Below are 22,568 nucleotides of genomic sequence, written 5' to 3'. Positions count from 1 at the left end.
TCAGGGCTGGTGAGCCCCGTGTGTCCGCCGGGGAGAGCGGGTGGAGTGCTGAGCCTCATGCGCCCGCAGGGGGGAGCGGATGGGGCGATGAGCCTCGTGTGTCCGCTGGTGAGAACGGGTGGGCGGATGAGTCCTATGGGCCTGCCGATGGCTCCCCGTCCGTAGCCGATCCTCGGCCCACAGGTGAGGGGGCGCGGGCCGGTGACCTCCAGCCCGCGGCTGAGGAGGCCGGTGACCTCCCGCCCGCGGCTGAGGAATACGCGGAGTACACGGAGTCCGAGGAGACGCTCGCGGCGTTCGAGGAGCACGCGGCCATGGTCGAGCGGGCCGCCTTCCGGGCCGGACGGCTGGGCATGGGCTACAACGAGGACCAGGTGGACGCCTTCCTCGACCGGGTCGTCGCCACCCTGCGCGGCACCACCGACCAGCCCGTCACCCCCGGCGACGTGCGCGCCGCCAGGTTCGCCACGGTGATCCTCAAGCCCGGCTACGCCGTCGGCGAGGTGGACGAGTTCCTCACCGACCTCGCCGGCGTCCTGGAGGCGCACCTCGGCCGGTGACGCCGGGCGGCCGCGCCCCTGGCCGCGGGGAGGGGCCGAGGCCGTCGTGACCGCCGTCGCGCGGGGCTAGCGGGTGCCCCAGGAGTAGGTCTGCTTGTGGAGCTTGAGGTAGACGAAGGTCTCCGTCGCGCGCACGGTGGGGATGGCGCGGATCTTGCCGAGGATCTCCAGGAGGTGCTGGTCGCTCTCGCAGACGACCTCGACCATGATGTCGAGGGATCCGGCGGTCAGGACGACATAGTCGATCTCCGCGATGGCCGACAGCTCGTCGGCCACGACCTCCAGGTCGCCCTCGCACTTGATGCCGATCATGGCCTGGCGGGGGAAGCCCAGGGTCAGCGGGTCGGTGACCGCGACGATCTGCATGACTCCCGCGTCGAGCAGGCGCTGGACCCGCTGGCGGACCGCGGCCTCGGACAGGCCCACGGCCTTCCCGATGGCGGCGTACGGTTTGCGCCCGTCGCCCTGCAACTGTTCGACGATCTGCTTGGAGATCTCGTCGAGGACGACGGGGCCTGGCCTGGCGTCGTTTTCGCGGCGTACCTTGGGCGGCGTCGTCATCCGCGCTCCCTGGCGTCGTGTTGCGGGGCTGTTGCCGTCATGTTGCGGCTCCGATGCGACATGGTGTCAGTTCTCGGGTCTCTGTCAAGCGAATTCGTAGCAATTTGGTATCTTCACAACGAAATCCCTTGTCGCGAGGCACCTACTCTGTAAGAGTCGCGACAACTCGGCCCCACTGTGCAAGGAGGTCAACGTTGACCACCCCGGTTGAGAACCATGAGCCCACCCGTCTGCGCAACTACATCAATGGTGAGTTCGTGGACGCCAAGAGCGGCCGATTCTCCGATGTCATCGACCCCTGTACCGGAGAGGCCTACCTTCAGGCGCCGATCTCCGGCCCGGAGGACGTCGACGAAGCCTACGCCGCCGCGGCCGCCGCCTTCGAGTCGTGGAGTCAGCTCACTCCGGGCGAGCGGGCCAACCTGCTGCTCAAGGTGGCCGACGCCGTCGACGCCCGCGCCGAGGAGCTGAACGAGGCCGAGTGCCTCAACACCGGCAAGCCGCGTGCCCGCATGGCCGAGGACGAGACTCCGGTGGCCGCCGACCACTTCCGCTTCTTCGCGGGCGCCGCGCGCACCCTGGAGGGCCCGACGTCGGGCGAGTTCCTCGCCGACCACACCTCCGTCATCCGGCACGAGCCGATCGGCGTCGTGGGCCAGGTCACGCCCTGGAACTACCCGATGATGATGGCGGTCTGGAAGATCGCCCCCGCGCTCGCCGCGGGCAACACCATCGTGCTCAAGCCCTCCGACACCACCCCGGTCTCCACGGTCAAGCTGGCCGAGATCCTCGGGGAGATCCTGCCGAAGGGCGTCTTCAACGTCGTCGTCGGCGACCGCGAGACCGGCGCCCTCGTCGTCGGCCACCCGACCGCGCAGATGGTCGCGATCACCGGTTCGGTCGGCGCGGGTATGGCCGTGGCCAAGTCCGCGGCCGAGGACCTCAAGCGGGTCCACCTGGAGCTGGGCGGCAAGGCCCCCGTCGTCGTCTTCGACGACGTCAAGGACCTCAAGGCCGCCGCCGAGGCCATCGCCACGGCCGGTCTCTACAACGGTGGCCAGGACTGCACCGCGGCCTGCCGCGTGCTGGTCCACGAGGACGTCCACGACGAGTTCGTGGCCGCGCTCACCGAGGCGGCCGCGGGCACCGTGACCGGCGACCTGTCCAACGAGGACGCCCTGTACGGCCCGCTCAACAACGCCGGCCAGCTCGCCCGCGTCGCGGCCTTCTTCGACCGGGTCCCCGGCCACGCCAAGGTCCTGACCGGCGGCCACCAGGTCGGCGACAAGGGCTACTTCTTCGCTCCCACCATCGTCGACGGCCTCCAGCAGGACGACGAGATGGTGCAGAACGAGGTCTTCGGGCCCGTCATCACCGTCCAGACCTTCTCCGACGAGGCCGACGCGGTGGCCAAGGCCAACGGCGTCAGGTACGGCCTGTCGAGCTCGGTGTGGACCTCCGACCACGGCCGGGCCATGCGGATGTCGAAGCGTCTCGACTTTGGCGTCGTATGGGTCAACACGCATATCCCGTTTGTCTCCGAGATGCCGCACGGTGGCTTCAAGCACTCCGGATACGGCAAGGATCTTTCCGTTTTCGGGTTGCATGATTATCTCCGCGTTAAGCATGTAATGCACTACATCGGCGAATAGCCGCGAACAGAGGGATAAGCCTGGTATGACCGATATCCAGGCGGGTACGGAGGCGGCAGCCGCCGCCTCCACCTCCGCCCAGGTGCCCGCCATCGAACTCGACGGAGTCGTCAAGGAGTACCTCGCCCACGGAGAAGTCGTCCAGGCGGTAAAGGGAGTGACTCTGACGATCACAGAGGGCGAGTTCTTCTCGCTCCTCGGGCCCTCCGGGTGCGGCAAGACCACCACGATGCGCATGATCGCCGGGTTCGAGGATCCGTCGCGCGGCACGGTGCGACTGCACGGCCAGGACGTCACCGACGTCCCTCCCAACAAGCGCGACGTGAACATGGTCTTCCAGTCCTACGCGCTGTTCCCGCACATGAACGTCTGGGAGAACGTCGCCTTCGGTCTCAGGCGCAAGAAGATCGGCGAGGCCGAGATCAGGCGGCGCGTCGGCGAGATGCTGGAGATCGTGGCCCTCACCGGCCGCGAGAAGCGCCGCCCCCGGGAGATGTCCGGCGGCCAGCAGCAGCGGGTGGCCCTGGCCCGCGCCCTCGTCAACAAGCCCCGCGCGCTCCTGCTGGACGAGCCCCTCGGCGCCCTGGACCTCAAGCTCCGCCAGGCCATGCAGATCGAGCTCAAGCGGATCCAGCGCGAGGTCGGCATCACGTTCGTCTACGTCACGCACGACCAGAGCGAGGCGCTCACCATGAGCGACCGCATCGCCGTCATGAACGACGGCCTGGTCGAGCAGCTCGCCTCGCCCCGCGAGATCTACGAGAGCCCGTCCACCGCGTTCGTGGCGGGCTTCATCGGCACCTCCAACCTCCTCAGCGGCACCGTGGACCGGATCGTCTCCGGCTCCGCCGTACTGAAGCTGGGGCAGGAGGGCCGGGTCCTGGTGGCGGGGGACGGTTTCCGGGTCGCGGACCCGCTCGCGGTCACCGTGCGCCCCGAGAAGATCACCATTTCCACCGAGGAGCCGGCGGGTGACCTCAGCGTCGTGCCGGGCATCGTGTCCGAAGTGGTCTACTTGGGCCTTTACAACAGTTACGCGGTGAGCCTGGCAGACGGTGCCGAGGTCACCGTGTTCCAGCAGAACGCGCTTGACAGCACGAGTACGGCAGAACGCGGTGACGCCGTCTGGTTGTCGTGGCAGCCGCGCCACTCGTACGCGATCGGAAGTTGACTACCGCCATGCACCACTCACATGACCCGGCCTTCCTGCGGGGTATGACGCAGAGCCGCTCGATCACCCGTCGTGACGCCTTCCGCCTGGCCGGCCTGTCCGCGGCGGGCCTGGCCCTCGCCGGCTGCGGCGTCCAGGGCAAGAAGGTGGAGCCGCCCAAGGTGGACGCCGTCGCCGACTTCTGGGCCTCCCAGAAGAAGAACGACCTCCTGCGCTTCGCCAACTGGCCCCTCTACATCGACAAGGACGGCAAGAGGTATCCCTCCCTGGAGATGTTCACCGCCGACACCGGCATCAAGGTGACCTACCAGGAGGCCATCCAGGACAACACCACGTTCTTCGGCAAGATGCAGCCGCTGCTCGCCGCCGACAACGACATCGGCTACGACCTGATGGTCCTGACGAACGGCCTCCAGCTCAGCAAGGCCATCGCCCTGGGCTACCTGGTCCCGCTGGACCACTCCAAGCTGCCGAACTTCGCGGCCAACGCGGCCCAGAAGGTCAAGAACCCGACCTGGGACCCGAACAACACCCACACGATCCCGTGGACCGTCGGCCTGACCGGCATCGCCTACAACCCCAAGTACGTGGACGGGGTCACGAGCATCCAGGACCTCTGGAACCCCAAGTACAAGGGCAAGGTCGGCATGATGCTCGACACCCAGGAGGTGGCCAACTTCGGCCTGTTCTCCCTGGGCATCGACCCCGACAAGTCGACCGAGGCCGACTGGCGGAAGGCCGGGGAGAAGCTCAAGGAGCAGCGCGACGCGGGGCTCGTGCGCAAGTACTACGAGAACGACTACGTCGACGCCCTCGTCCGGGGCGACGTGTGGATCACGATGGCCTGGTCGGGTGACATCTTCCAGCAGGTCGCCGAGGGCAAGGACCTCAAGTTCGTGGTGCCCGAGGAGGGCGGCACGATCTGGACCGACAACATGTGCATCCCCAAGACCGCGCAGAACCCGCTGGACGCCCTGATGCTGATGGACTACGTCTACCAGCCCAAGATCGCCACCATGCTGGTCGAGTACATCAACTACATCACCCCGGTGCCCGCCACCAAGGATCTGATCCTCGCCGACGCCGCCAAGGCCAAGGGCGACGACAAGGCCTCGCTGGAGCAGATCGCCAAGAGCCCGCTGATCTTCCCCTCCGAGACCGACATGGCCAAGCTGCGCTCCTACCAGACGCTGACCACGGCCGAGGAGAAGGTCTTCGAGTCCATCTTCCAACCCGTCACCCAGGGCTGACCGGAGATGAGACGCCTCGCCCCCTACCTGCTCATCCTGCCGGGCGGTCTCTGGCTGGCGATCTTCCTGGTGGTGCCGATGGTCTTCATGGCCTCGGTCTCCACCCAGGAGGGCGACGTGGTGAACGGGTTCGTCCAGACGTTCAACTTCTCGGTGTACGGCGACGCCCTGGTCCAGTACCGGACGCAGTTCCTGCGGTCGGCCGGCTACGGCCTGGTCGCGACGGTCGTCTCCGTCGCGCTGGCCTATCCGATGGCCTACTGGATCGCCTTCAAGGGCGGCCCCCGCAAGTCCACCTACCTGCTGCTGGTGCTGCTGCCGTTCTTCGTCTCGTTCGTGCTGCGCACGGTGTCGTGGAAGTTCCTGCTGGCCGACGACGGCATGCTGCTGTCCCCGCTGAAGTCGATGGGCCTGGTGCCCGGTGACTTCCACGTGCTGCAGACGACGGTGGCGGTGATCGGCGGCCTGGTCTACAACTACCTGCCGTTCATGATCCTGCCGATCTACGTGGCCCTGGAGCGGGTGGACCCCCGGGTGGTCGAGGCCGCCCAGGACCTGTACGCGGCCAGGCGCGAGGCGTTCACCAAGGTCGTGCTGCCGCTCTCGCTGCCGGGCGTGTTCGCCGGGGTGCTGATGACGTTCGTCCCGATGACGGCGGACTACGTCAACGCCGGCATCCTCGGCGGCCCGGAGAACACGATGATCGGCAACATCATCCAGACCGAGTATCTCGTCAACAACGACTACCCGACCGCCGCCGCGCTGTCGTTCACGCTGATGGCGGCGATGCTGGTCGGCATCTTCGCCTACGCCAGGGCGCTCGGCACCGAGAACGTGCTGGAGGCGGCGGCCCGATGAGCACGGTGACGACACAGCGGGCGACCGGGCCCGCCAAGCGGGTGCGGGGCAGGTCCCGGCTCGGTGACCGGCTGCTCAAGGGCTACGTCTGGCTGATCCTCGTCTGGCTGTTCCTGCCGATCGCGGTCATGGTCGCCTTCGGCTTCAACGACACCCAGAGCAAGTCGAACGTGACCTGGCAGGGCTTCACCCTCAAGTGGTGGGGCCGGCTGGGCGACTACCCCGACCTGACCGAGGCGGTGCTCAACTCCATCCAGATCGCGGTGCTCGCCACGGTGATCACGACGCTGCTCGGCACGCTCATGGGCCTGGCCCTGGGCCGCTACCGGTTCCGCGGCCAGGGCGCGACCAACCTGGTGATGTTCGCCGCGATCGCCTCGCCGGAGCTGGTCATGGGCGCCTCGCTGCTGTCGCTGTTCATCAGCAGCGGCGTGCAGACCGGGTTCGCGACCGTGGTGATCGCGCACGTGCTGTTCTCGCTGTCCTTCGTCGCCATCACCGTGCGGGCCCGGGTGATCGGGCTGGACCCCTCGATCGAGGAGGCGGCCCGGGACCTGGGCGCGTCCACGTGGGTGACGTTCTGGCGGGTGACGTTCCCGATGATCCTGCCCGGCGTCGTCGCGGGCGCGCTGCTGGCCTTCGCGCTCTCCATCGACGACTTCGTGATCACCCAGTTCACCAGCGGTTCCACCCAGACCTTCCCGCTGTGGATCTGGGGCGCCACCCGTATCGGGGTGCCGCCGCAGGTCAACATCCTGGGAACGCTTATATTCGCGGTAGGTGTCGCGATCGCCGTGTTCAACACGGTGCTCTCGCGCCGCCGCACCTAGCTGCCGTCAAGCCCCGTGCCATCACCGGGTGGCGCGGGGCTTCGGTGTATCCAGATCCTCGGCAGAGAACAGGGAGGCGAGATCGGATTCAGGCGGGGGGAACCCGCGTGTGGTCCTCATGACCACGCGATACACACACAAAAATAATTTGACTCACCGTAGGGAAGTGAGATTTGTGGATCCGCTGAAGGCTCTTGCTGATGCGGAGCGCAAGCCGTACTGGCTCGACAGTCCGGCGAAACCCGAGCCGCGACCGCGGCTCTTCGGAAACACGACCGCCGATCTGGCGGTGGTCGGCGGAGGCTTCTCGGGGCTGTGGACCGCCCTGATGGCCAAGGAACGAGACCCGTCGCTCGACGTGGTCCTGCTTGAGGGACGCAGGATCGGCTGGGCGGCATCCGGCCGCAACGGCGGCTTCGCGATGGCGACGCTCACCCACGGGATCGCCAACGGGCTGGAGCGCTGGCCCGAGGAGATCGCCACACTCGAACGGCTGGGTGGCGCCAACCTCGACGAGATCGGCGAGACCGTCGCCCGCTACGACATCGACTGCGGCTACGAACGCACCGGCGAGCTGCACGTGGCCACCGAGCCCTGGCAGCTCGCGGAGATGCACGAGAGCGTGCAGGTCGCCCGCGAGCTGGGAGTCCGTTTCGACGCCCTCGACCAGGACCAGGTCCGGGCGGAGGTGAACTCGCCCACCTACATCGGTGGACACTGGGAACGCGACGGCTGCGCCATGGTCGATCCCGCCCGGCTGGCATGGGGGCTCCGGCAGGCCTGCCTCTCCCTGGGCGTGCGCATCTACGAGCGCACGCCGGTCAGGAACATGAAGGACGTCGGGACGGGCATGGAGCTGCTCACCCCGCACGGCACCGTCAAGGCGGCCAAGGTCGCCCTCGGCACCGGCGTGTTCCAGCCGCTGCTGCGGCGGCTGAAGCACTTCCTGGTGCCGGTCTACGACTACGCGCTGATGACCGAGCCGCTCTCCGACGCCCAGCTGGCCTCCGTCGGCTGGCACAACCGGCAGGGCGTCGGAGACTCGGCCAACCAGTTCCACTACTACCGGCTGACCGCCGACAACCGCATCCTCTGGGGCGGCTACGACGCGGTCTACTACAACGGTGGCAAGATCAAGCCGGAGTACGAACAGCGCGACGAGACCTTCGTCAAGCTGGCGGAACACTTCTCCACGACGTTCCCGCAGCTCTCCGAGCTCCGCTTCACCCACAGGTGGGGCGGGATCATCGACACCTGCAGCCGGTTCAGCGCCTTCTACGGCCAGTCGCACGGCGGGCGCCTCGCCTACGCCGTCGGCTACACCGGCATGGGCGTCGGCGCGACCCGCTTCGGGGCGAACGTCATGCTCGACCTGCTCAACGGCGAGCGGACCGAGCGGACCGAGCTGCGGATGGTCCAGGAGAAGCCGCTCCCCTTCCCGCCCGAGCCGGTCCGCTCGGCCGGGATCCAGATGACCCGCTGGTCGATCGCCCAGGCCGACCTCCACCAGGGCCGCCGCAACCTCTGGCTGCGCACCCTGGACCGGATGGGCCTCGGGTTCGACTCGTAGGCGGTGCCCGCGGGTGGTCCCGGTCCTCGCCGGGACCACCCGCGGTGAGGGAGCGGGGTCCGCGGTCAGTCCTCGGGGCTGCCGAGCGGGCTCCTGTCGTAGCGCTTGTCGGTGACGACCAGGCGGACCTCCCCGGGACTCCGGCGGGGTTCCCGCGCTTCCCAGACGACCCAGTCCTTGCCGACAGGAATGTCCTGCCTGGCCGGGTCCATGCTGTAGCCGCCCGGGTTCCCGGGGTAGGGTTCGATGATCATGTAGGTGACCTTCAACCCGCGCTTCTCGATCTCCGGCACCACCTCGCCCACGGTCTTCCCCTCCACCCGGTACCCGGCGAGCGAGTGGCCCTCGGTGGTTGCCACACGGTAGTCGAGGAAGTCGGGTCTCGGCTTTGGGGGGTCGGCGGGGACGAGTACGCAGGGCGCCACCGGGTCGTTCATGAGGATGGTGCTGGTGCCGCTCTCCCCGATGGTCCAGACGAAGGTCTGGCCGTCCTTGAAGCGTCTGGTGTCGATCTGCATCTGCCAGCCGGGGCCGCCCTCTTCGCCGGGAATGTTCGTCGGCGCGTAGTACAGGCCGCGGGGAACATCGGTCACGTATGTCGCACGCGGTTCCCGGCACTGCTGTCCCTCGGGGACGTAGTCGACGACAGCGGGGACACCGAGGTCCTTCAACTGCCTCGTCAGCCCGGCGGCGTCATGGAAATCGCGGACCTTGACGTACACGATCCCATTGGCGTCCTTGGTGACGGCGTAGGCGGGGTCGGTGCCGCGGCCGTCCTTCAGCAGGCTCGGGCCGACCACGACGCCCGTGGCGAGCACCGCCACGGCGGCCAGGCCCAGGGCGAGGCGCCGGGGGCCGTACCGGCGGGCGCGGTGCGGCTCGGCGGCGGCCGCGCCGGGCTCCTCGGCCGTGATCGAGGCCAGCAGCGTCCGCGCCCCCGCGCCGGACGGGCGGCCTCCCGGCTTTCCGGGCTCGACCCGGGCCAGCGGTCTCATCGCTTCGATCCCGTCGATGTTCTTCATGATGTCCTTTCCGCCGGGACCAGCCGGCTTTCCGCGGTGAACCGGACGCCCGCCTCGGCGAGCGCGCGGGACAGGCGCCTGCGGGCGCGGTAGAGCCTGATGCGTACGGCGTTGCGCGACAGCCCGAGCGTCGTGGCGATCTCCGCACGGTCCAGGCCCTCCCAGGCGACCAGCGCCAGCAGCTCGCGGTCGTCGTCGGGCAGAGTTCCGAGCGCCTGGGCGATCGCGCCCAGCTCGACCCTGCTGTCGGGGGAGTCTCCGTACAGGTCGGCCAGCTCGGCGTCCAGCTCGGCGCTGCGCGCCTGACGGCGGACCTCGCCGCGGCGGTGGGCCGCCAGCACCTTGCGGGCCACGCCGTACAGCCACAGGGTGGCCTGCTGCCCCGGCGGCATGTCGTCCATCCGCCGCCAGGCGATGGCGAAGGTCTCCGCCACGACGTCCGCCGCGTCCTGCGGCGACCCGCAGCGGCGCGCGACGTAGGCGGTGATCTGGCCGTATGTCTCCCGGTAGACGGCTTCGAATCTGGCCGGCCGTTCGTCATCCACGGGCGGTTCCCATGGCAGGTCTCCCTCGTCGGTGTGAAATGCGGACACTCTTTACATGCGCCGAGGGCGTCCATCATTTCCGGCGGAACACGGCGATTTTCCGCGCACCCGGACAGTGTGGCCGTCCCTCCCGCTCGCTTCCGGGGCGGGAGCCGTACAGACTGGGGGCGTGATCGAGAGAGTCGAGTTCGACGTCGACGGGGTCAGGCTCGCCGGCGACCTGCGGGTGCCGGCCACGGCGGGCCCGCGTCCGGCGCTGGTCCTCACCGGGCCGTTCACCGGCACGCGGGACCAGGTCGCCGGGCTGTACGCGGCCAGACTCGCCGAGGCGGGATATGTGACGCTGGCCTTCGACCATCGCAACTGGGGCGAGTCGGGCGGGATACCGCGCTGCCACGAGGACGCGCAGGGCAAGCTGCACGACCTGCGGGCCGCGGTCTCGCTGCTCCGCTCGCGGCCCGAGGTCGACGGCGGCAGGATCGGCGCGGTCGGCATCTGCCTGGGCGCCGGCTACGCGCTCAGGTTCGCCGCGTTCGACCCCCGGGTGAAGGTCTTCGCGGGCATCGCCGGGGCCTACAACAACCCCTACGGCATGCGGGCCGGCATGTCGCCCGGCGGCTACCAGGACGCGCTGGCCTCCTTCACCGAGGTGCTGGAGCGCCAGGACCGGGGCGGCGAGGTCGCGTATCTGCCCGCCGTGGCCGCCGAGGGGGAGGCCGCGATGCCGGGCGACGAGCCGTTCGCCTACTACGGCACCGAGCGCGGCGGCTCGGCGCACTGGCGCAACGAGGTCACCAGGGCCTCCCTCCGCGAGCTGATCACCGTGGACAACATGACCGGAGCCGACTTCCTGTCCCCCAAGCCCGGCCTGATCGTGCACGGCGTGGTCGACCGGTTCTGCTCCCCGGAGGGCGCCGAGGAGGCGTACAAGCGGATGGACGGCCCCAAGAAGATCGTCTGGCTGGACACCCGGCTCCACATCGACCTCTACGACACCGAGCCGCACGTCACCCGGGCCGTCGAGGCCACGGTGGCGTTCCTCGGCGAGCACCTGTGACGATGTACGTTCTCGGACTGGACGTCGGCGGCACCTCCTCGCGCGCGCTCCTCATCGACGCCTCGGGGCGGCGGATCGGGTACGGCAAGGCCGCCGGGGGCAATCCGGCGGCCCACGGCACCGGCACGGCCGCCGCCAACATCCGGCGGGCGCTGGAGCCCGCCCTCCTCGGGGTGGATCCGGCGGAGGTGGCGGGGGCGGTCATCGGGATGGCCGGGGTCGGGGCGCTCGACCGGGCCGTCTTCGACCGGATGTGGGCCTCCGCCGGGCTGCGCTGCGTCCCCGCCGTGGCGGGCGATCTCGGCGTCGCCTTCGCCGCCGGTACGGCGGAGCCGCGCGGCACCGTGCTCATCGCGGGGACCGGGGCCATCGCCGCCCGCATCGAGGACGGCGAGCCGACGGCGGTCTCCGACGGGCTCGGCTGGCTGCTCGGGGACCAGGGATCGGGCTTCTGGCTGGGGCGGGAGGCGGCCCGCGCGGCCGTCCGGGCGCTGAGCCGGGGCGAGAGCGACGGCCTGCTGACGCGACTGGTCGCCGAGGAGATCCGCGACAGCGACAACCACGACGGCCATGACGTCCGCGACGGCCAGGACAGTCGCGACGGCCAGGACAGTCGCGACGGCCAGGACAGTCGGGATGTCCGCGACGGCCGCGATGTCAAGGACGGTCGGGATATCCGCGACGGCCAGGACGGTCCATCCGGCCGCGACGGCCGCGCGGGCGGGTGGCCGCCGGTGGACGGCAGGGCGGAGGCCATCCGGCTTGTGGTCCACGCCCAGGGGCACTCCCCGCTGGAGCTGGCGAGGCTGGCGCCGCTGGTGAGCCGGGCCGCCGCCGCGGGCGACCTCGACGCGATGAAGATCGTGGCGACGGCGGCCGGGCTGCTCTGCGCGACGGTGGCCGAGGTGCGCCAGGAAGGGGAGGACACCCCCATCGTGCTGGCCGGGAGCGTGCTGACCAGCGAGGGGCCGGTGTGCTCCGCCGTACGGGACGGGCTCGGCGCGCCGACGGCCCTGGCCGGTGACGGGGCCGCGGCGGCGGCCTGGCTGGCGGCGAAGGAGGCGTTCGGCCTGGACCGGGAGGCGGCGGCGCGGTTCCACCGGAGGATCCTGCGGGAGGCGTGAGACGGCGGCGCGGTTCCACCGGAGGATCCTGCGGGAGGCGTGAGGCGGGCGGGACCGTCTGCCGCCGATGGCCGGGGCGGGCGGGGCCGGCCGCTACGGCATCCCAATCCCATCTGCGGACAAATGATAAAGTAATGGACAATTCCATCAAGCGTTAGGGTCCGGTTTGTCGCGGAGGGTCGTCGGTACGGTCGCCGCCCTGCTGCTGGCTCTGTTCGCCTTCGTCCACGCGCCGCTTCCGGCCCCCCACGGACGCCATCACGAGCCTGGACTCGCGATCACGCTGGCGGGGGGCGCGCTGCTCCCCCCGTCCGTCCATCATCAGGCGGACCGCTGCCTGCCCCCGCCGCACACGGAAGCGGCCGGACCGGGGCAGGGGACACGGACTCCGCCCCCACGACCCCGGACGGCTCCCGTCGCGCGGGCCGTACACGAAAGCGCCGAACCCCGGGCGCCTCCGTCCGGCGATCTGTGACGCCCTGACACCGGATCGCTCGACGGAGGTTTTCATGTTCTACGAATGCGCGTTCACCATGCCCGGAATCTGCCCCGAAAGGGGACATCGTGGCACTGGGTGACGCTCTCATCGCCCTCGGCGGGTCCTTCCTCGCCGCGGGGATCATCGCCAGGCTCGGCACCCGGATCGGGCTGCCGACCATCCCCCTGTTCATGCTCGCGGGCATCATCTTCGGCCCGCACACGCCCGGTCTCGCCCTGGTCGACAACCCGGCGGACCTGAAGGTCATCGCCGCGCTCGGCCTGATCTTCCTACTGTTCTACCTCGGCCTGGAGTTCTCCCTGGACGACCTCGTCCAAGGAGGCAGGCGGCTGGTGCTGGCGGGGGTCCTGTACATCCTGCTCAACGTCGGCGGCGGACTGGCCTTCGGATTCGCCGTCGGCTGGGGGAGCAGGGAGGCCCTGGTCCTGGCCGGCGTCATCGGCATCTCCTCCTCGGCCATCGTGACCAAGCTGCTCGTCGACCTCGGGCGGCTCGGCAACCCGGAGAGCCGCCTCATCCTCGGCATCATCGTGGTCGAGGACGTCTTCCTCGCGCTCTACCTGGCCGTGCTGCAGCCGGTGCTCAGCGGCGCCGACACCTTCGCCGCCGCCGCCATCTCCTTCGGCAAGGCGTTCGCCTTCCTGATCGTGCTGACCGCGCTGGCCCGCTGGGGGACGCGGCTGGTCAACACGCTCGTCACGACCAGGGACGACGAGCTGCTCGTGGTCATGTTCACCGGTCTGGCGATCTTCACCGCCGGCGTCGCGGAGGAGCTCGGCGTCTCCGACGCCATCGGAGCCTTCATGATCGGACTCATTCTGAGCTCGACCAAGGCCGCGCCGCGCATCCGCCAGCTCGTCCACCCGCTCCGGGACGCCTTCGCCGCGCTGTTCTTCTTCGCGTTCGGCCTGTCCATCGAGCCGGGCGACATGCTCTCGGTGGCCTGGCCCATCGTGATCGCAGTGGCGATCACGGTGCTGCTCAACGTCGTGGCCGGCGTGCTGGCCGCCAAGCTGAACTCCTTCGGCAGGATGGAGGCGGTCAACATCTCGCTCACCGTCCTGTCCCGCGGCGAGTTCGCCCTCGTCCTGGCGACCATGGCGCTGGCCGCCGGACTGGACACCAGGCTCGCGCCGTTCATCGCGGGGTACGTGCTCGTGCTCGCCCTGCTCGGACCGCTGATCGCCAGCCGTTCGGAGCCGATCGCCCGCCTACTCCCGGGAGGGAGGAAGCGGCCAGGGCGCGGGGAGCCGCAGGAGGGGGACTCCGTCCCCTGAACCGCTTCGGCGGCCGGCGTGTCCGGCGGGATCAGTGCGGAGTCACGATCGAGCGGAGGGTGTCCAGCACCGCCGCGTCCTCGATGGTCGAGGGAACCGGTTCGTCGGAGCCCTCGGCGATGCCGCGCATGGTCTTGCGGAGGATCTTGCCAGACCGGGTCTTCGGCAGTGCCGGGACCACGTCCACCTCCTTGAACGCCGCCACGGCGCCCACCTGATCGCGGACCGCCCGGATCAGCTCGGCCCGTAGCGCGGCGGGGTCGGTCTCCACCCCGCTCTTCAGCACCACGAAGCCACGCGGGACCTGGCCCTTCAGCTCGTCGGTCACCCCGATCACCGCGCATTCGGCCACCGCCGGATGCGCGGCCAGCACCGCCTCCATGGACCCGGTGGACAGCCGGTGCCCGGCCACGTTGATCACGTCGTCGGTGCGGCCCATCACGAACAGATAGCCGTCCTCGTCCACGTAGCCGCCGTCGCCGGTCAGGTAGTGGCCGGGGAAGGCCGACAGGTAGGACTTCACATAGCGCTCGTCGTCCTGCCAGAGCGTGGGGAGCGTGCCGGGCGGGAGCGGCAGCCGGATGCAGATCGCGCCCTCCTCGCCGGGGGCGCACTCGGCGCCCGAGGGCGTGAGCACGCGCACGTCGTAGCCGGGGACGGGCACGGTGGGGGAGCCGGGCTTGATCGGCATGGGCTCCAGGCCGCGCAGGTTGGCGGCGACGGGCCAGCCGGTCTCGGTCTGCCACCAGTGGTCGACCACCGGGACGCCGAGCCTGTCCGACGCCCAGTGGTAGGTGTCGGGGTCCAGCCGCTCTCCGGCGAGGAACAGCGTCCGCAGCGACGAGACGTCGTAGTCGCCCAGCAGGACCGCCTCCGGATCCTCCTTCTTGATCGCCCGGAACGCGGTCGGCGCCGTGAACAGCGCGTTCACCCCGTGCTCGGCGATCACCCGCCAGAAGGCGCCCGCGTCCGGGGTGCCGACCGGCTTGCCCTCGTAGAGCACGGTCGTGGCGCCGAGCAGCAGCGGGCCGTACACGATGTAGGAGTGGCCGACCACCCAGCCGACATCGGAGGCCGCCCAGAACACCTCGCCCGGCCCGATGCCGTAGACGTTCGTCATGCTCCACAGCAGCGCCACCGCGTGCCCGCCGTTGTCACGCACGACGCCCTTGGGCAGGCCGGTGGTCCCGCTGGTGTAGAGGATGTAGAGCGGGTCGGTGGCCCGCACCGGCACGCACCCGGCCGGCTCGGCGTCCGCGCTCGCCCAGTCCACGTCCCTGCCGGGCACCAGCTCGGCCGGAGCCTGCTCGCGCTGGAGGATCACGCAGTGCGCGGGCCGGTGCCCGGCCAGCTCCAGCGCGGCGTCCAGCATCGGCTTGTACGGCACCACCCGGCTGGGCTCGATCCCACAGGAGGCCGACACGATGACCTTGGGCCGCGCGTCGTCGATCCGCGCCGCCAGCTCCTTGGGCGCGAACCCGCCGAACACCACCGAGTGCACCGCCCCCAGCCGCGCGCAGGCCAGCATGGCGATCACCGCCTCCGGGACCATCGGCAGGTAGACCACCACCCGGTCGCCCTTCTCCACACCGAGCGAGCGCAGCACCCCGGCGAACCGGGCGACCTCGCCGAGCAGCTCGGCGTAGGTGTATCGGCGGAGGGTCCCGGTGACGGGACTGTCGTAGATCAGCGCGACCCGGTCGCCGTGCCCCGCCTCGACGTGCCGGTCGAGCGCGTTGAAGCAGGTGTTCAGCTCCCCGTCCGGAAACCACCGGTAGAACGGCGGATCCCCGTCGTCCAGTGCCCGGCCCGGCGTCCGGGTCCAGGCGACGGCCCCGGCGGCCTCGGACCAGAACCCTTCGGGATCGGCGAGGCTGCGGGCGAAGGCGTCGACATACGACATCAGACCATCATGCTCTCCCGCGAGCGCCTGGTCGAGACACCGCTCCGGCGGGGGGCGCGTCCCCGCGCCGGGCCGGTCCGGGTCACCTGCCCGCGGCAGGCCGCACTTCCCGCCGCCGGCCGGTCAGATCACGACCCGCGCCCTGGCCGATCCCGTCAGCTGTCCAGGTCGCGCCCATGGCGGGCCGGTCCCGTCAGCCGTCCAGGTCGCGCGCCCACGGCGGGTTGGCTCCGGCCACCGAGCAGGTGAGCGCGGCGGCACGGGTGGCGAAGGCCGCCGCCTCCGTGGCCCCGTCGAGCCCGAGGACGTCGAGCCGCCCGCCCAGCAGGCCGGAGGAGTGCAGCCGGTGCAGGAAGGCGGCGGTGAAGGAGTCGCCGGCGCCGACCGTGTCGACGACCTCCGTGGCGGGTGCGGGCACCGTCGCCCGCTCGCCGTCGAGGGAGACGGTCGCGCCCCGGGGGCCGCGGGTCACCACGATCAGGCGGGCGCCCGCGGCGTGCCAGGCGTCGCAGACCTCTTCGAGAGACTCGCCGGGGTGGATCTGCCCCAGGTCGTCGTCGCTCAGCTTGACGATGTCGGCGAGCGCGCACCACAGGGGCATCCGCTCCCGGTAGACGGCCAGGTCGACGAAGGCGGCGCGCACGTTGGGGTCGATCGAGACGGTGGCGTGGACGGCGGTCCTGGCCAGCAGCTCCTCGATGTGCTCGGCGCCGGGGGCGCCGACCAGGGCCATGGAGCCGGTGTGCAGGCAGGAGACGTCGCCGAGCCGCTCGGCGGTCAGCTCCGCCGTACTCCACTGCCAGTCGGCCGAGCCCTCCGCGTAGAAGGTGTAGCCGGCCTGTCCCGACTCGTCCAGGGTGGCCACCGCCAGGGTGCTGGGCTCGTCGGCGGTGACGCAGCCGGTCAGGTCGACCCCCGAGGCGCCGAGGTGGGCGCGGAACAGGGCGCCGAAGGCGTCTGTGGAGATCCGTCCGAGGAAGCGGGTGGGGGTGCCGAGGCGGGCGAGGGCCACGGCGGTGTTCGCGGGACTCCCGCCGGGGAGGACGCGCAGGGCGAGCTCTCCCTGCGGCGCGTTCCCGGTCGCGAAGGCGTCGGCGACGCATTCACCGAGCACGGCTACCTGAGTGTGGGGCATGGGCCCGCCTTTCTCGGACGTGACAGGAGGCGCTCCGGTGACGTCACCGGCCCCTTCACCGCGCGGGGCCATTGAGGGTTCTTCCCGGGGAGTTCATCGCTCAGGGCAACTGATGTCAACGTTGACATATAGGCCCCTTTTCATCGACGATTCGCGGTCCGTGGGCGCGCTGTTCCCCGTGAGGGCCGGGGGCGGGGAGTCGCACCCCGGCCCCCGGCGGGTGACGCGGTCAGGCGGTCGGGCAGGGCTTTCCGGGCACGGTCAGCGCGGCCCTGGCATGGCTGACGACGATCTCGGCGCCCGCCACGGTGCGGATGTGGATGGCGTTGACCGCGACGCCGTTGCCGCCGGCGGTCGCCACCCGCTCGTTGATCACGACCTTGGCCACCAGCGGGAGGTCGATCGTGAGGCCGGCGGCGGGATCGACGATCGCGACGCCGTTGACCTTCAGGTTGGTGAGCTCCACTCGGCCGGTGGTGCTCACGTCTCCGGAGTCGTCGCCGTGGGCCTTCGCCATCGAGGTGATCTCGTCCGCGGTGACGAGGCCGCCGAGCAGGCTGAGGCGGGCCGTCGTGGCCGTGGCCGTGGCGGTGCGGAGCCCCGCCGCGTCGACCACGCCCGAGGCCGTGGTGGTGATGACCCCCAGCGTGCCGAGGCCGGCCAGTGCGGCACTGGCCAGCGTGGCGTCGTCGGTGCCCGCGGTCTTGGTGCAGGTGATGTCGGACGGCGCGAGCGGCGGGACGCCGAGCAGCGGGGTGGTGACGCGGCCGCCGTGCGCGTGGGCGTCGAACACCAGGACGGGCGGGACGAACCTCACCTCGGCGCATCCCGGCGGGATGATCCCGGCATGGGCGGTCAGGTCGTCGGCGCAGGTGGTGTAGGTGCCGGCCCGTGCGGACGTCACCGCCACCTTGACGGTGCAGGACGCCTTGCCGGCGGCCAGTGTCCCGGTCACGCCGATCTGCCCGCCGCCCGCCGGTGCCGTCACCGTCGCGTCCGCGCAGTCGGTCACCGGCGCGGTCGCCGCGACGGTCAGGCCGGAGGGCAGCTTCTCCTTGAACGACCAGCCCTTCTTCACCGCCAGCTCGCTGGTGTTGGTGACGGTGAAGGTCAGCGTCGAGTGGGCACCCACCTCGACCGACGCGGGACCGTAACCGACGTCGAGCCGGGGTGTGACGTCCAGGATCCGCACGTTGTCGAACGCGGCGTCGTTGCCGTAGCCGCTGGCCTGGAAGTTGACCAGCCGGAGCCCCACCGTGGAGCCGCCGAACAGCACAGGGCTGTTGCTGGTGTAGGTGCCCACGCCGATCCCGTTGATGGTCGTGCTGGGGTGGGCGCACGGCTCGATCGGGGTGGTGAAGGTGGGCACCGCCGTCGAGCCGTCCAGCAGGTAGAAGCCGAGCTTGGCGTGGTTGGCGTGGCAGTTGACCTCGGCGGCGTCGACCGAGAAGGTCAGGAAGCGGTTGGGGGCGCCGATGCCGACGGGCTTGACGGCCTCCAGCTGGGTCTTGCCCGAGCCGGGGTCGCCACTGGTGTAGGCGGTGACGGCGTGGTTGGTCGCCGGATCGCCGCCCGCCCACTGGCCCAGCGTGCCGGCCAGCTGCTTGACCGAGGCCCACCACCCGCCGCAGCCGCCGTTCGCCGGCTCGGTCGCCGGGTTGCGCTGCGAGGCTATCCAGCCGTTGCAGGCGGTCAGCCATGCCGGGTCGGCGGTGTAGGTCTGGTTGGCGGGAGCCGCCCCGGTGTAGCCGGTGACCAGGATGGGCGTGGCCCCCTGGCCGTTCTCGAAGTTCTCGGCGAAGACGACCGTCGGAGCCTGCGGCACCCCCGGGGTGCCGGGGGCCGCCGTCGCGGCGCCGCTCTGGGCGACCACGGCCGATGCCGCCAGAACGAGTGCGGTGGCGCCGGCCAGGGCCCGCCTGAGCGCGCCGGGCACATGAAAACGCGCATGCGAATACTTCATCAGTGAATTCCTCCCAGTAAATCCATGACGCCGCTGAAACTGGAAAGAGCTCGAACATCGCGTATATCCCGATGGGCCTGGCGGTTCGTTTTGCCGGGCGGGCGGCAAGGCGAATATCGGGAGGCGAATTGTCGGCACCTTCCCCGATAAAATGGCCTACCTTGCCAAGACTGTCAATGGTGATTCCTCTTTACCCGTATTTGCCCAATAGTGGATGAGGCCCTCGCTGAGCAGCACCGGAGTAGGGGGCGGGCATGTCGATTGCCGGGCATTTCCGGAACGGCGTAAAATAGGTCGCATATCTATCACTCCGATTCGGCGACCCAGGTTTCCGGGCGGCGGTGTGTTCGGCGACCGGCGTTCCGGGATGCCGGGCGGTCGCGGTCGCGGGGCAGCCGTATCACGGTCTATCGGCGCACGCGGTTGCGGAGCGGTCCGGCCCGGCGTGCCGCTACAGCCGGGATCCGGCCCGTTGGGACGCTCTCACCGTGCTTCTCGCTGCGGAGCCGGAGCCGGAGCCGGAGCCGGGCCCGGCCTCAGGCCGTGATCACCATGCCTGACGTGCCGTCCAGGGTGATCCGCTGGCCGGTGACGATGTGCTCGGTCGCGCGGGCGACTCCCACGACGGCTGGGATGCCGTACTCGCGGGCGACCACGGCGCCGTGGGAGTTGGCGCCGCCCATCTCCATGACCAGTCCTCCCGCGGTGAGGAACAGCGGGGTCCAGCCGGGGTCGGTGGAGGGACAGATCAGGATCTCACCGGGCTCCAGGTGGGCGCCGACCGGGTCGAGGACCACCCTGGCGATCCCCGTGACACTGCCCGCCGAGGCCGGGGTACCGGTGAGCGCGCCCTCCACCGGGGCCGACGTGGCGACGGCCTCGGGCTCGGTGCCGTCCGACAACAGGACACGCGGCAGGTGCCTGCGGCGCCGCTCACGCGCGGCGTCCTCGCGCCGCTCGGAGACGAGCACCCGCAGCGTCGCGAGGTACGGCGGCGCCGCGTCACCGGGGGCGGCCGGTGTGCCTCCTCCGGGGATGGCTGGTGCGCTCCCTCCGGAGACGGCCGGTGCGCTTTCTCCAGGGGCGGCCGGTGTGCTCTGGCTGGAGGAAGTCGGTGTGCTTGCCTCGGGGGCGGCCGGTGCGCTTTCTCCGGGGGCGGTCTTCCCGGGGGCGGTCGTGAGGGCGGTGCGGACCTCTTCCATGGTCAGGAAGAAGATGTCCTGGGGCGAGTCGAGGAGGCCGCGGGTGGTCAGGCCGGTGCCGATGGTCACCAGCTCGGCACGCATGGCGGCCAGGATGGTCACCATGGAGAACTTGGGCAGCTCGCGTACGCCGGCCAGGACCCGGGCCCGGCTCAGGGCGAAGCGGACGATCCGGCCCCGGACGCCCCCCGCGCGGGCGCTCAGAGACTTGATCATGAGAACGGCCTCCGCGGCGCCCCTGGCGAACAGGGCGTCGGGGGAGAGCGCGGGGTCCTCCAGCCGGAGATAGTTGGCCAGGACGCCGATGACGTGCGTCGGATCCTCCGACCAGCGGGGCACGCCGAGGTCGATCTCGGCGACCGCGCGGACACCGCAGACGGCCAAAAACTCCTTCAGGCCCCGGTCCACCACACCGGGCAGCGTCCCGTCGCCGAAGCGGTCCGCCAGCTCGGCGGCCGGTGTGCCGAGCAGCAGGGAGGCGGCTTCCCGGTCGGCGCGGATCCGGGTGGCCAGGTGCCACAGCGCCAGGTCCATCTCGGTGGTCACGTTGTGCGGCAGTCCCCGCAGGACGGTCTGGAGCTCACCGGGCCGGGCGCGGTCGCCGAGGAGGCGGTAGGCCAGGCCGAGCATGGCGAACCCGGCCAGCGGCCCCGGCAGGACGGTCGGCAGCAGGGGGACGGCGCGGGTGCCCAGGATCCGTTCGACGTGGTCGAGCCGTTCGAGGGCGGTGGCGCCCGCCGGAGCGGCCAGCTGTGTCCGGAGCCGTACTCCCAGCCGCTCCGCACGCCGGTGCGCCTTCTCGGGCTTCAGGAGGGCCTGCGCGGCGCGTGCCGGGATGCGGAAGCGGATCGCGTTCTTGACGAGCCGGCGCAGGGCGGGGCGCACCGAGCGCTGGGTCACGCTGAAGCGGGGATCGTCGAACAGGCCGCGCAGCACGGTGGCCGACCTGGCCTCCATCACGTCGAGCACCCGGGGCAGGCCCACCCGGCCCACCCGGCTGCGCATCATCCCCGTGACGTCGATGAACATCCGGCCGGCCGCCTCGGCGAACTGGGGCGCCCCGTCCAGCCGGTCGGCGACCGGGGCGCCCAGCAGGGCGGCGGCCGACGACGACAGAAGCCGGAAGGCCGACATGCCCATCGGGGTGATCGGCGGGTAGATGCCCTGGGCCACGCTGAAGGAGAAGTAGATCCGCGCGCCGCCCGGCTCCCCGCCGGCCGGGCCGGAGCCCCCCGGCTCTCCGTGACCGCCGGGGCGGAGGTGGGCGGCGCGGTCCGTCCGGCGACCGGCTCCGGCGACCGCGGAGGCCGCTCCGGCCGGACGCGCGTGCCGGGGGATCGGGAAGAGGGTGGTGATCGGCCGCGACTGGGTCAGCCAGAGGGCGCCGTCGGCGTCGACGGCCCACTCGGTGTCCTGCGGGGAGCCGTAGTGGTCCTCGACCCGGCCGCCCAGCTCGGCCAGCGCCCGGATCTGGGCGTCGGTGACGCAGGCGCCCTCCATGCCGGTCTCGATGTGCTCGACGCCGCCGCCGGGCAGGGACCGTACGGCCAGCCGCTTGTCGCCCAGCCGCCGCTCGGTGATCCGCCCGGTGGCGGTGTCCACCACGAAGTGGTCGGGGTTGACCGCGCCGGACACCACGGCCTCGCCGAGACCGGGGCTCGCGTCGATGACCGCCTCGCGCCGCCGTCCGGTGACCGGGTTGGCGGTGAACATCACCCCGGCGACCTCCGACTGGACCATCTCCTGGATCACGACGGCCGCCAGCACGGCCCGGTGGTCGATGCCGTTGGCGGCGCGGTAGGCCACGGCCCGGTCGGACCAGAGCGAGGCCCAGCAGCGCCGGACCGCGTCCAGCACGGCGTCGGCGCCGATCACGTTGAGGTAGGTGTCCTGCTGGCCGGCGAAGCTGGCGTGCGGCAGGTCCTCGGCGGTGGCCGAGGAGCGGACCGCGACGGGGCCGTGCGCGCTCCGCCGTACGGCGTCGGCGATGTCGGCGGGCACCGGGGCGGAGAGCACGAGCTCGCGGGCCCGGCCGGCCAGCTCGTGCAGAGCCCGGCTCTCCCCGGCGGCCGTGACGGCGAGGGCGTCGAGCACCTCCTCCAGCCCGGCCTGCTCGGTGACCCGCCGGTAGGCCTCGGTGGTGACGCAGAGTCCGGGAGGGACGGGGAGGCCGGCGGCGGTGAGCACGCCGAGGTTCGCGGCCTTGCCGCCGACGAGGGGCAGCATCCCCGCATCGATGTCATCGAATTTCAGGATCAGTGGGGTGTCGTACATCGGCGCGTCTCCTTGCTGCTCCGCAACCAATGCGTGCCTGAAACGTTAAGGCGGGCCATCCAGAAAGTCAACGAGTGATGAAATTACTGCCGGGGCCCGTTCGTTCTCCGGCTCG

General features: G+C 70.8%; 17 protein-coding genes. 10 read left to right on the top strand and 7 right to left on the bottom strand.

Annotation, left to right across the window (positions count from 1 at the left end):
- Positions 1–98 precede the first annotated feature (98 nt).
- The gene (locus BM085_RS46715) at positions 99–560 is read left to right on the top strand and encodes a DivIVA domain-containing protein (protein WP_281249818.1); all 462 of its coding nucleotides are present in this window, start codon (positions 99–101) and stop codon (positions 558–560) included.
- 66 nt (positions 561–626) lie between these two features.
- Here BM085_RS46715 and BM085_RS04910 read toward each other — a convergent pair whose 3' ends face one another.
- Positions 627–1,121, bottom strand: coding sequence for an Lrp/AsnC family transcriptional regulator (locus BM085_RS04910; RefSeq protein ID WP_093885839.1), 495 nt, complete (start codon positions 1,119–1,121; stop codon positions 627–629).
- Positions 1,122–1,315: 194 nt separating this feature from the next.
- Here BM085_RS04910 and BM085_RS04905 point away from each other — a divergent pair, with 194 nt between their 5' ends.
- The 6 genes from BM085_RS04905 to BM085_RS04880 all read left to right on the top strand — a co-directional run bounded on the left by BM085_RS04905 (position 1,316) and on the right by BM085_RS04880 (position 8,452).
- Positions 1,316–2,773: a gamma-aminobutyraldehyde dehydrogenase gene (locus BM085_RS04905; protein WP_012888613.1), complete on the top strand. Its 1,458-nt coding sequence runs from the start codon at positions 1,316–1,318 to the stop codon at positions 2,771–2,773.
- Between the two features lie 25 nt (positions 2,774–2,798).
- Entirely contained in the window at positions 2,799–3,944 is a 1,146-nt protein-coding gene (locus BM085_RS04900; RefSeq protein WP_093885837.1) for an ABC transporter ATP-binding protein, read from the top strand.
- A gap of 8 nt (positions 3,945–3,952) precedes the next feature.
- Positions 3,953–5,194, top strand: coding sequence for an ABC transporter substrate-binding protein (locus BM085_RS04895; RefSeq protein ID WP_177244955.1), 1,242 nt, complete (start codon positions 3,953–3,955; stop codon positions 5,192–5,194).
- 6 nt (positions 5,195–5,200) lie between these two features.
- Positions 5,201–6,052, top strand: a complete 852-nt coding sequence (locus BM085_RS04890) for an ABC transporter permease (RefSeq protein WP_093885835.1) — start codon at positions 5,201–5,203, stop codon at positions 6,050–6,052.
- Positions 6,049–6,882, top strand: coding sequence for an ABC transporter permease (locus tag BM085_RS04885; protein WP_093885834.1), 834 nt, complete (start codon positions 6,049–6,051; stop codon positions 6,880–6,882). Before BM085_RS04890 ends, BM085_RS04885 begins: the two co-directional genes overlap by 4 nt.
- Before the next feature lie 175 nt (positions 6,883–7,057).
- Positions 7,058–8,452 carry an NAD(P)/FAD-dependent oxidoreductase gene (locus BM085_RS04880; protein WP_093885833.1) on the top strand — a complete coding sequence of 465 codons (1,395 nt, stop codon included), beginning with the start codon at positions 7,058–7,060 and terminating at the stop codon, positions 8,450–8,452.
- Between the two features lie 65 nt (positions 8,453–8,517).
- On the opposite strand, the gene BM085_RS04875 is transcribed toward BM085_RS04880, so the two are convergent.
- Positions 8,518–9,474 (bottom strand): hypothetical protein, encoded by a 957-nt coding sequence (locus BM085_RS04875; RefSeq protein ID WP_093885832.1) that lies wholly within the window; start codon positions 9,472–9,474, stop codon positions 8,518–8,520.
- Positions 9,471–10,019, bottom strand: coding sequence for an RNA polymerase sigma factor (locus tag BM085_RS04870; RefSeq protein WP_093885831.1), 549 nt, complete (start codon positions 10,017–10,019; stop codon positions 9,471–9,473). Before BM085_RS04870 ends, BM085_RS04875 begins: the two co-directional genes overlap by 4 nt.
- A 55-nt stretch (positions 10,020–10,074) precedes the next feature.
- Here BM085_RS04870 and BM085_RS04865 point away from each other — a divergent pair, with 55 nt between their 5' ends.
- The 3 genes from BM085_RS04865 to BM085_RS04850 all read left to right on the top strand — a co-directional run bounded on the left by BM085_RS04865 (position 10,075) and on the right by BM085_RS04850 (position 13,976).
- Positions 10,075–11,076 (top strand): alpha/beta hydrolase, encoded by a 1,002-nt coding sequence (locus BM085_RS04865; protein ID WP_093885830.1) that lies wholly within the window; start codon positions 10,075–10,077, stop codon positions 11,074–11,076.
- 2 nt (positions 11,077–11,078) lie between these two features.
- Positions 11,079–12,200, top strand: a complete 1,122-nt coding sequence (locus BM085_RS04860; protein WP_093885829.1) for an N-acetylglucosamine kinase — start codon at positions 11,079–11,081, stop codon at positions 12,198–12,200.
- A gap of 564 nt (positions 12,201–12,764) precedes the next feature.
- On the top strand, positions 12,765–13,976 hold the full coding sequence (locus BM085_RS04850) for a cation:proton antiporter (RefSeq protein WP_093885827.1): 1,212 nt from the start codon (positions 12,765–12,767) through the stop codon (positions 13,974–13,976).
- 31 nt (positions 13,977–14,007) lie between these two features.
- Here BM085_RS04850 and BM085_RS04845 read toward each other — a convergent pair whose 3' ends face one another.
- From BM085_RS04845 to BM085_RS04830, 4 genes are all read right to left on the bottom strand, one after another.
- Entirely contained in the window at positions 14,008–15,879 is a 1,872-nt protein-coding gene (locus BM085_RS04845; RefSeq protein WP_093885826.1) for a propionyl-CoA synthetase, read from the bottom strand.
- Between the two features lie 193 nt (positions 15,880–16,072).
- Positions 16,073–17,014 carry a carbohydrate kinase family protein gene (locus BM085_RS04840; RefSeq protein ID WP_093885825.1) on the bottom strand — a complete coding sequence of 314 codons (942 nt, stop codon included), beginning with the start codon at positions 17,012–17,014 and terminating at the stop codon, positions 16,073–16,075.
- Positions 17,015–17,243: 229 nt separating this feature from the next.
- Positions 17,244–18,977 (bottom strand): choice-of-anchor P family protein, encoded by a 1,734-nt coding sequence (locus BM085_RS04835; protein WP_093885824.1) that lies wholly within the window; start codon positions 18,975–18,977, stop codon positions 17,244–17,246.
- A 536-nt stretch (positions 18,978–19,513) separates the two neighbouring features.
- On the bottom strand, positions 19,514–22,453 hold the full coding sequence (locus BM085_RS04830; RefSeq protein ID WP_093885823.1) for a PEP/pyruvate-binding domain-containing protein: 2,940 nt from the start codon (positions 22,451–22,453) through the stop codon (positions 19,514–19,516).
- Positions 22,454–22,568: the final 115 nt, after the last annotated feature.

This window comes from Streptosporangium canum, from assembly GCF_900113865.1.
In the GTDB taxonomy this organism is placed as follows: domain Bacteria; phylum Actinomycetota; class Actinomycetes; order Streptosporangiales; family Streptosporangiaceae; genus Streptosporangium; species Streptosporangium canum.
This window is presented reverse-complemented; position numbering and strand designations above follow the sequence as displayed.

Excerpts from the sequence above, each read along its gene's own strand:
- BM085_RS04910 (WP_093885839.1), bottom strand. The coding sequence starts at position 1,121 with ATGACGACGCCGCCCAAGGTACGCCGCGAAAACGACGCCAGGCCAGGC.
- BM085_RS04900 (WP_093885837.1), top strand. The coding sequence starts at position 2,799 with ATGACCGATATCCAGGCGGGTACGGAGGCGGCAGCCGCCGCCTCCACC.
- BM085_RS04895 (WP_177244955.1), top strand. The coding sequence starts at position 3,953 with ATGCACCACTCACATGACCCGGCCTTCCTGCGGGGTATGACGCAGAGC.
- BM085_RS04890 (WP_093885835.1), top strand. The coding sequence starts at position 5,201 with ATGAGACGCCTCGCCCCCTACCTGCTCATCCTGCCGGGCGGTCTCTGG.
- BM085_RS04885 (WP_093885834.1), top strand. The coding sequence starts at position 6,049 with ATGAGCACGGTGACGACACAGCGGGCGACCGGGCCCGCCAAGCGGGTG.
- BM085_RS04875 (WP_093885832.1), bottom strand. The coding sequence starts at position 9,474 with ATGAAGAACATCGACGGGATCGAAGCGATGAGACCGCTGGCCCGGGTC.
- BM085_RS04865 (WP_093885830.1), top strand. The coding sequence starts at position 10,075 with ATGCGCCGAGGGCGTCCATCATTTCCGGCGGAACACGGCGATTTTCCG.
- BM085_RS04860 (WP_093885829.1), top strand. The coding sequence starts at position 11,079 with ATGTACGTTCTCGGACTGGACGTCGGCGGCACCTCCTCGCGCGCGCTC.
- BM085_RS04845 (WP_093885826.1), bottom strand. The coding sequence starts at position 15,879 with ATGTCGTATGTCGACGCCTTCGCCCGCAGCCTCGCCGATCCCGAAGGG.
- BM085_RS04840 (WP_093885825.1), bottom strand. The coding sequence starts at position 17,014 with ATGCCCCACACTCAGGTAGCCGTGCTCGGTGAATGCGTCGCCGACGCC.
- BM085_RS04835 (WP_093885824.1), bottom strand. The coding sequence starts at position 18,977 with ATGAAGTATTCGCATGCGCGTTTTCATGTGCCCGGCGCGCTCAGGCGG.
- BM085_RS04830 (WP_093885823.1), bottom strand. The coding sequence starts at position 22,453 with ATGTACGACACCCCACTGATCCTGAAATTCGATGACATCGATGCGGGG.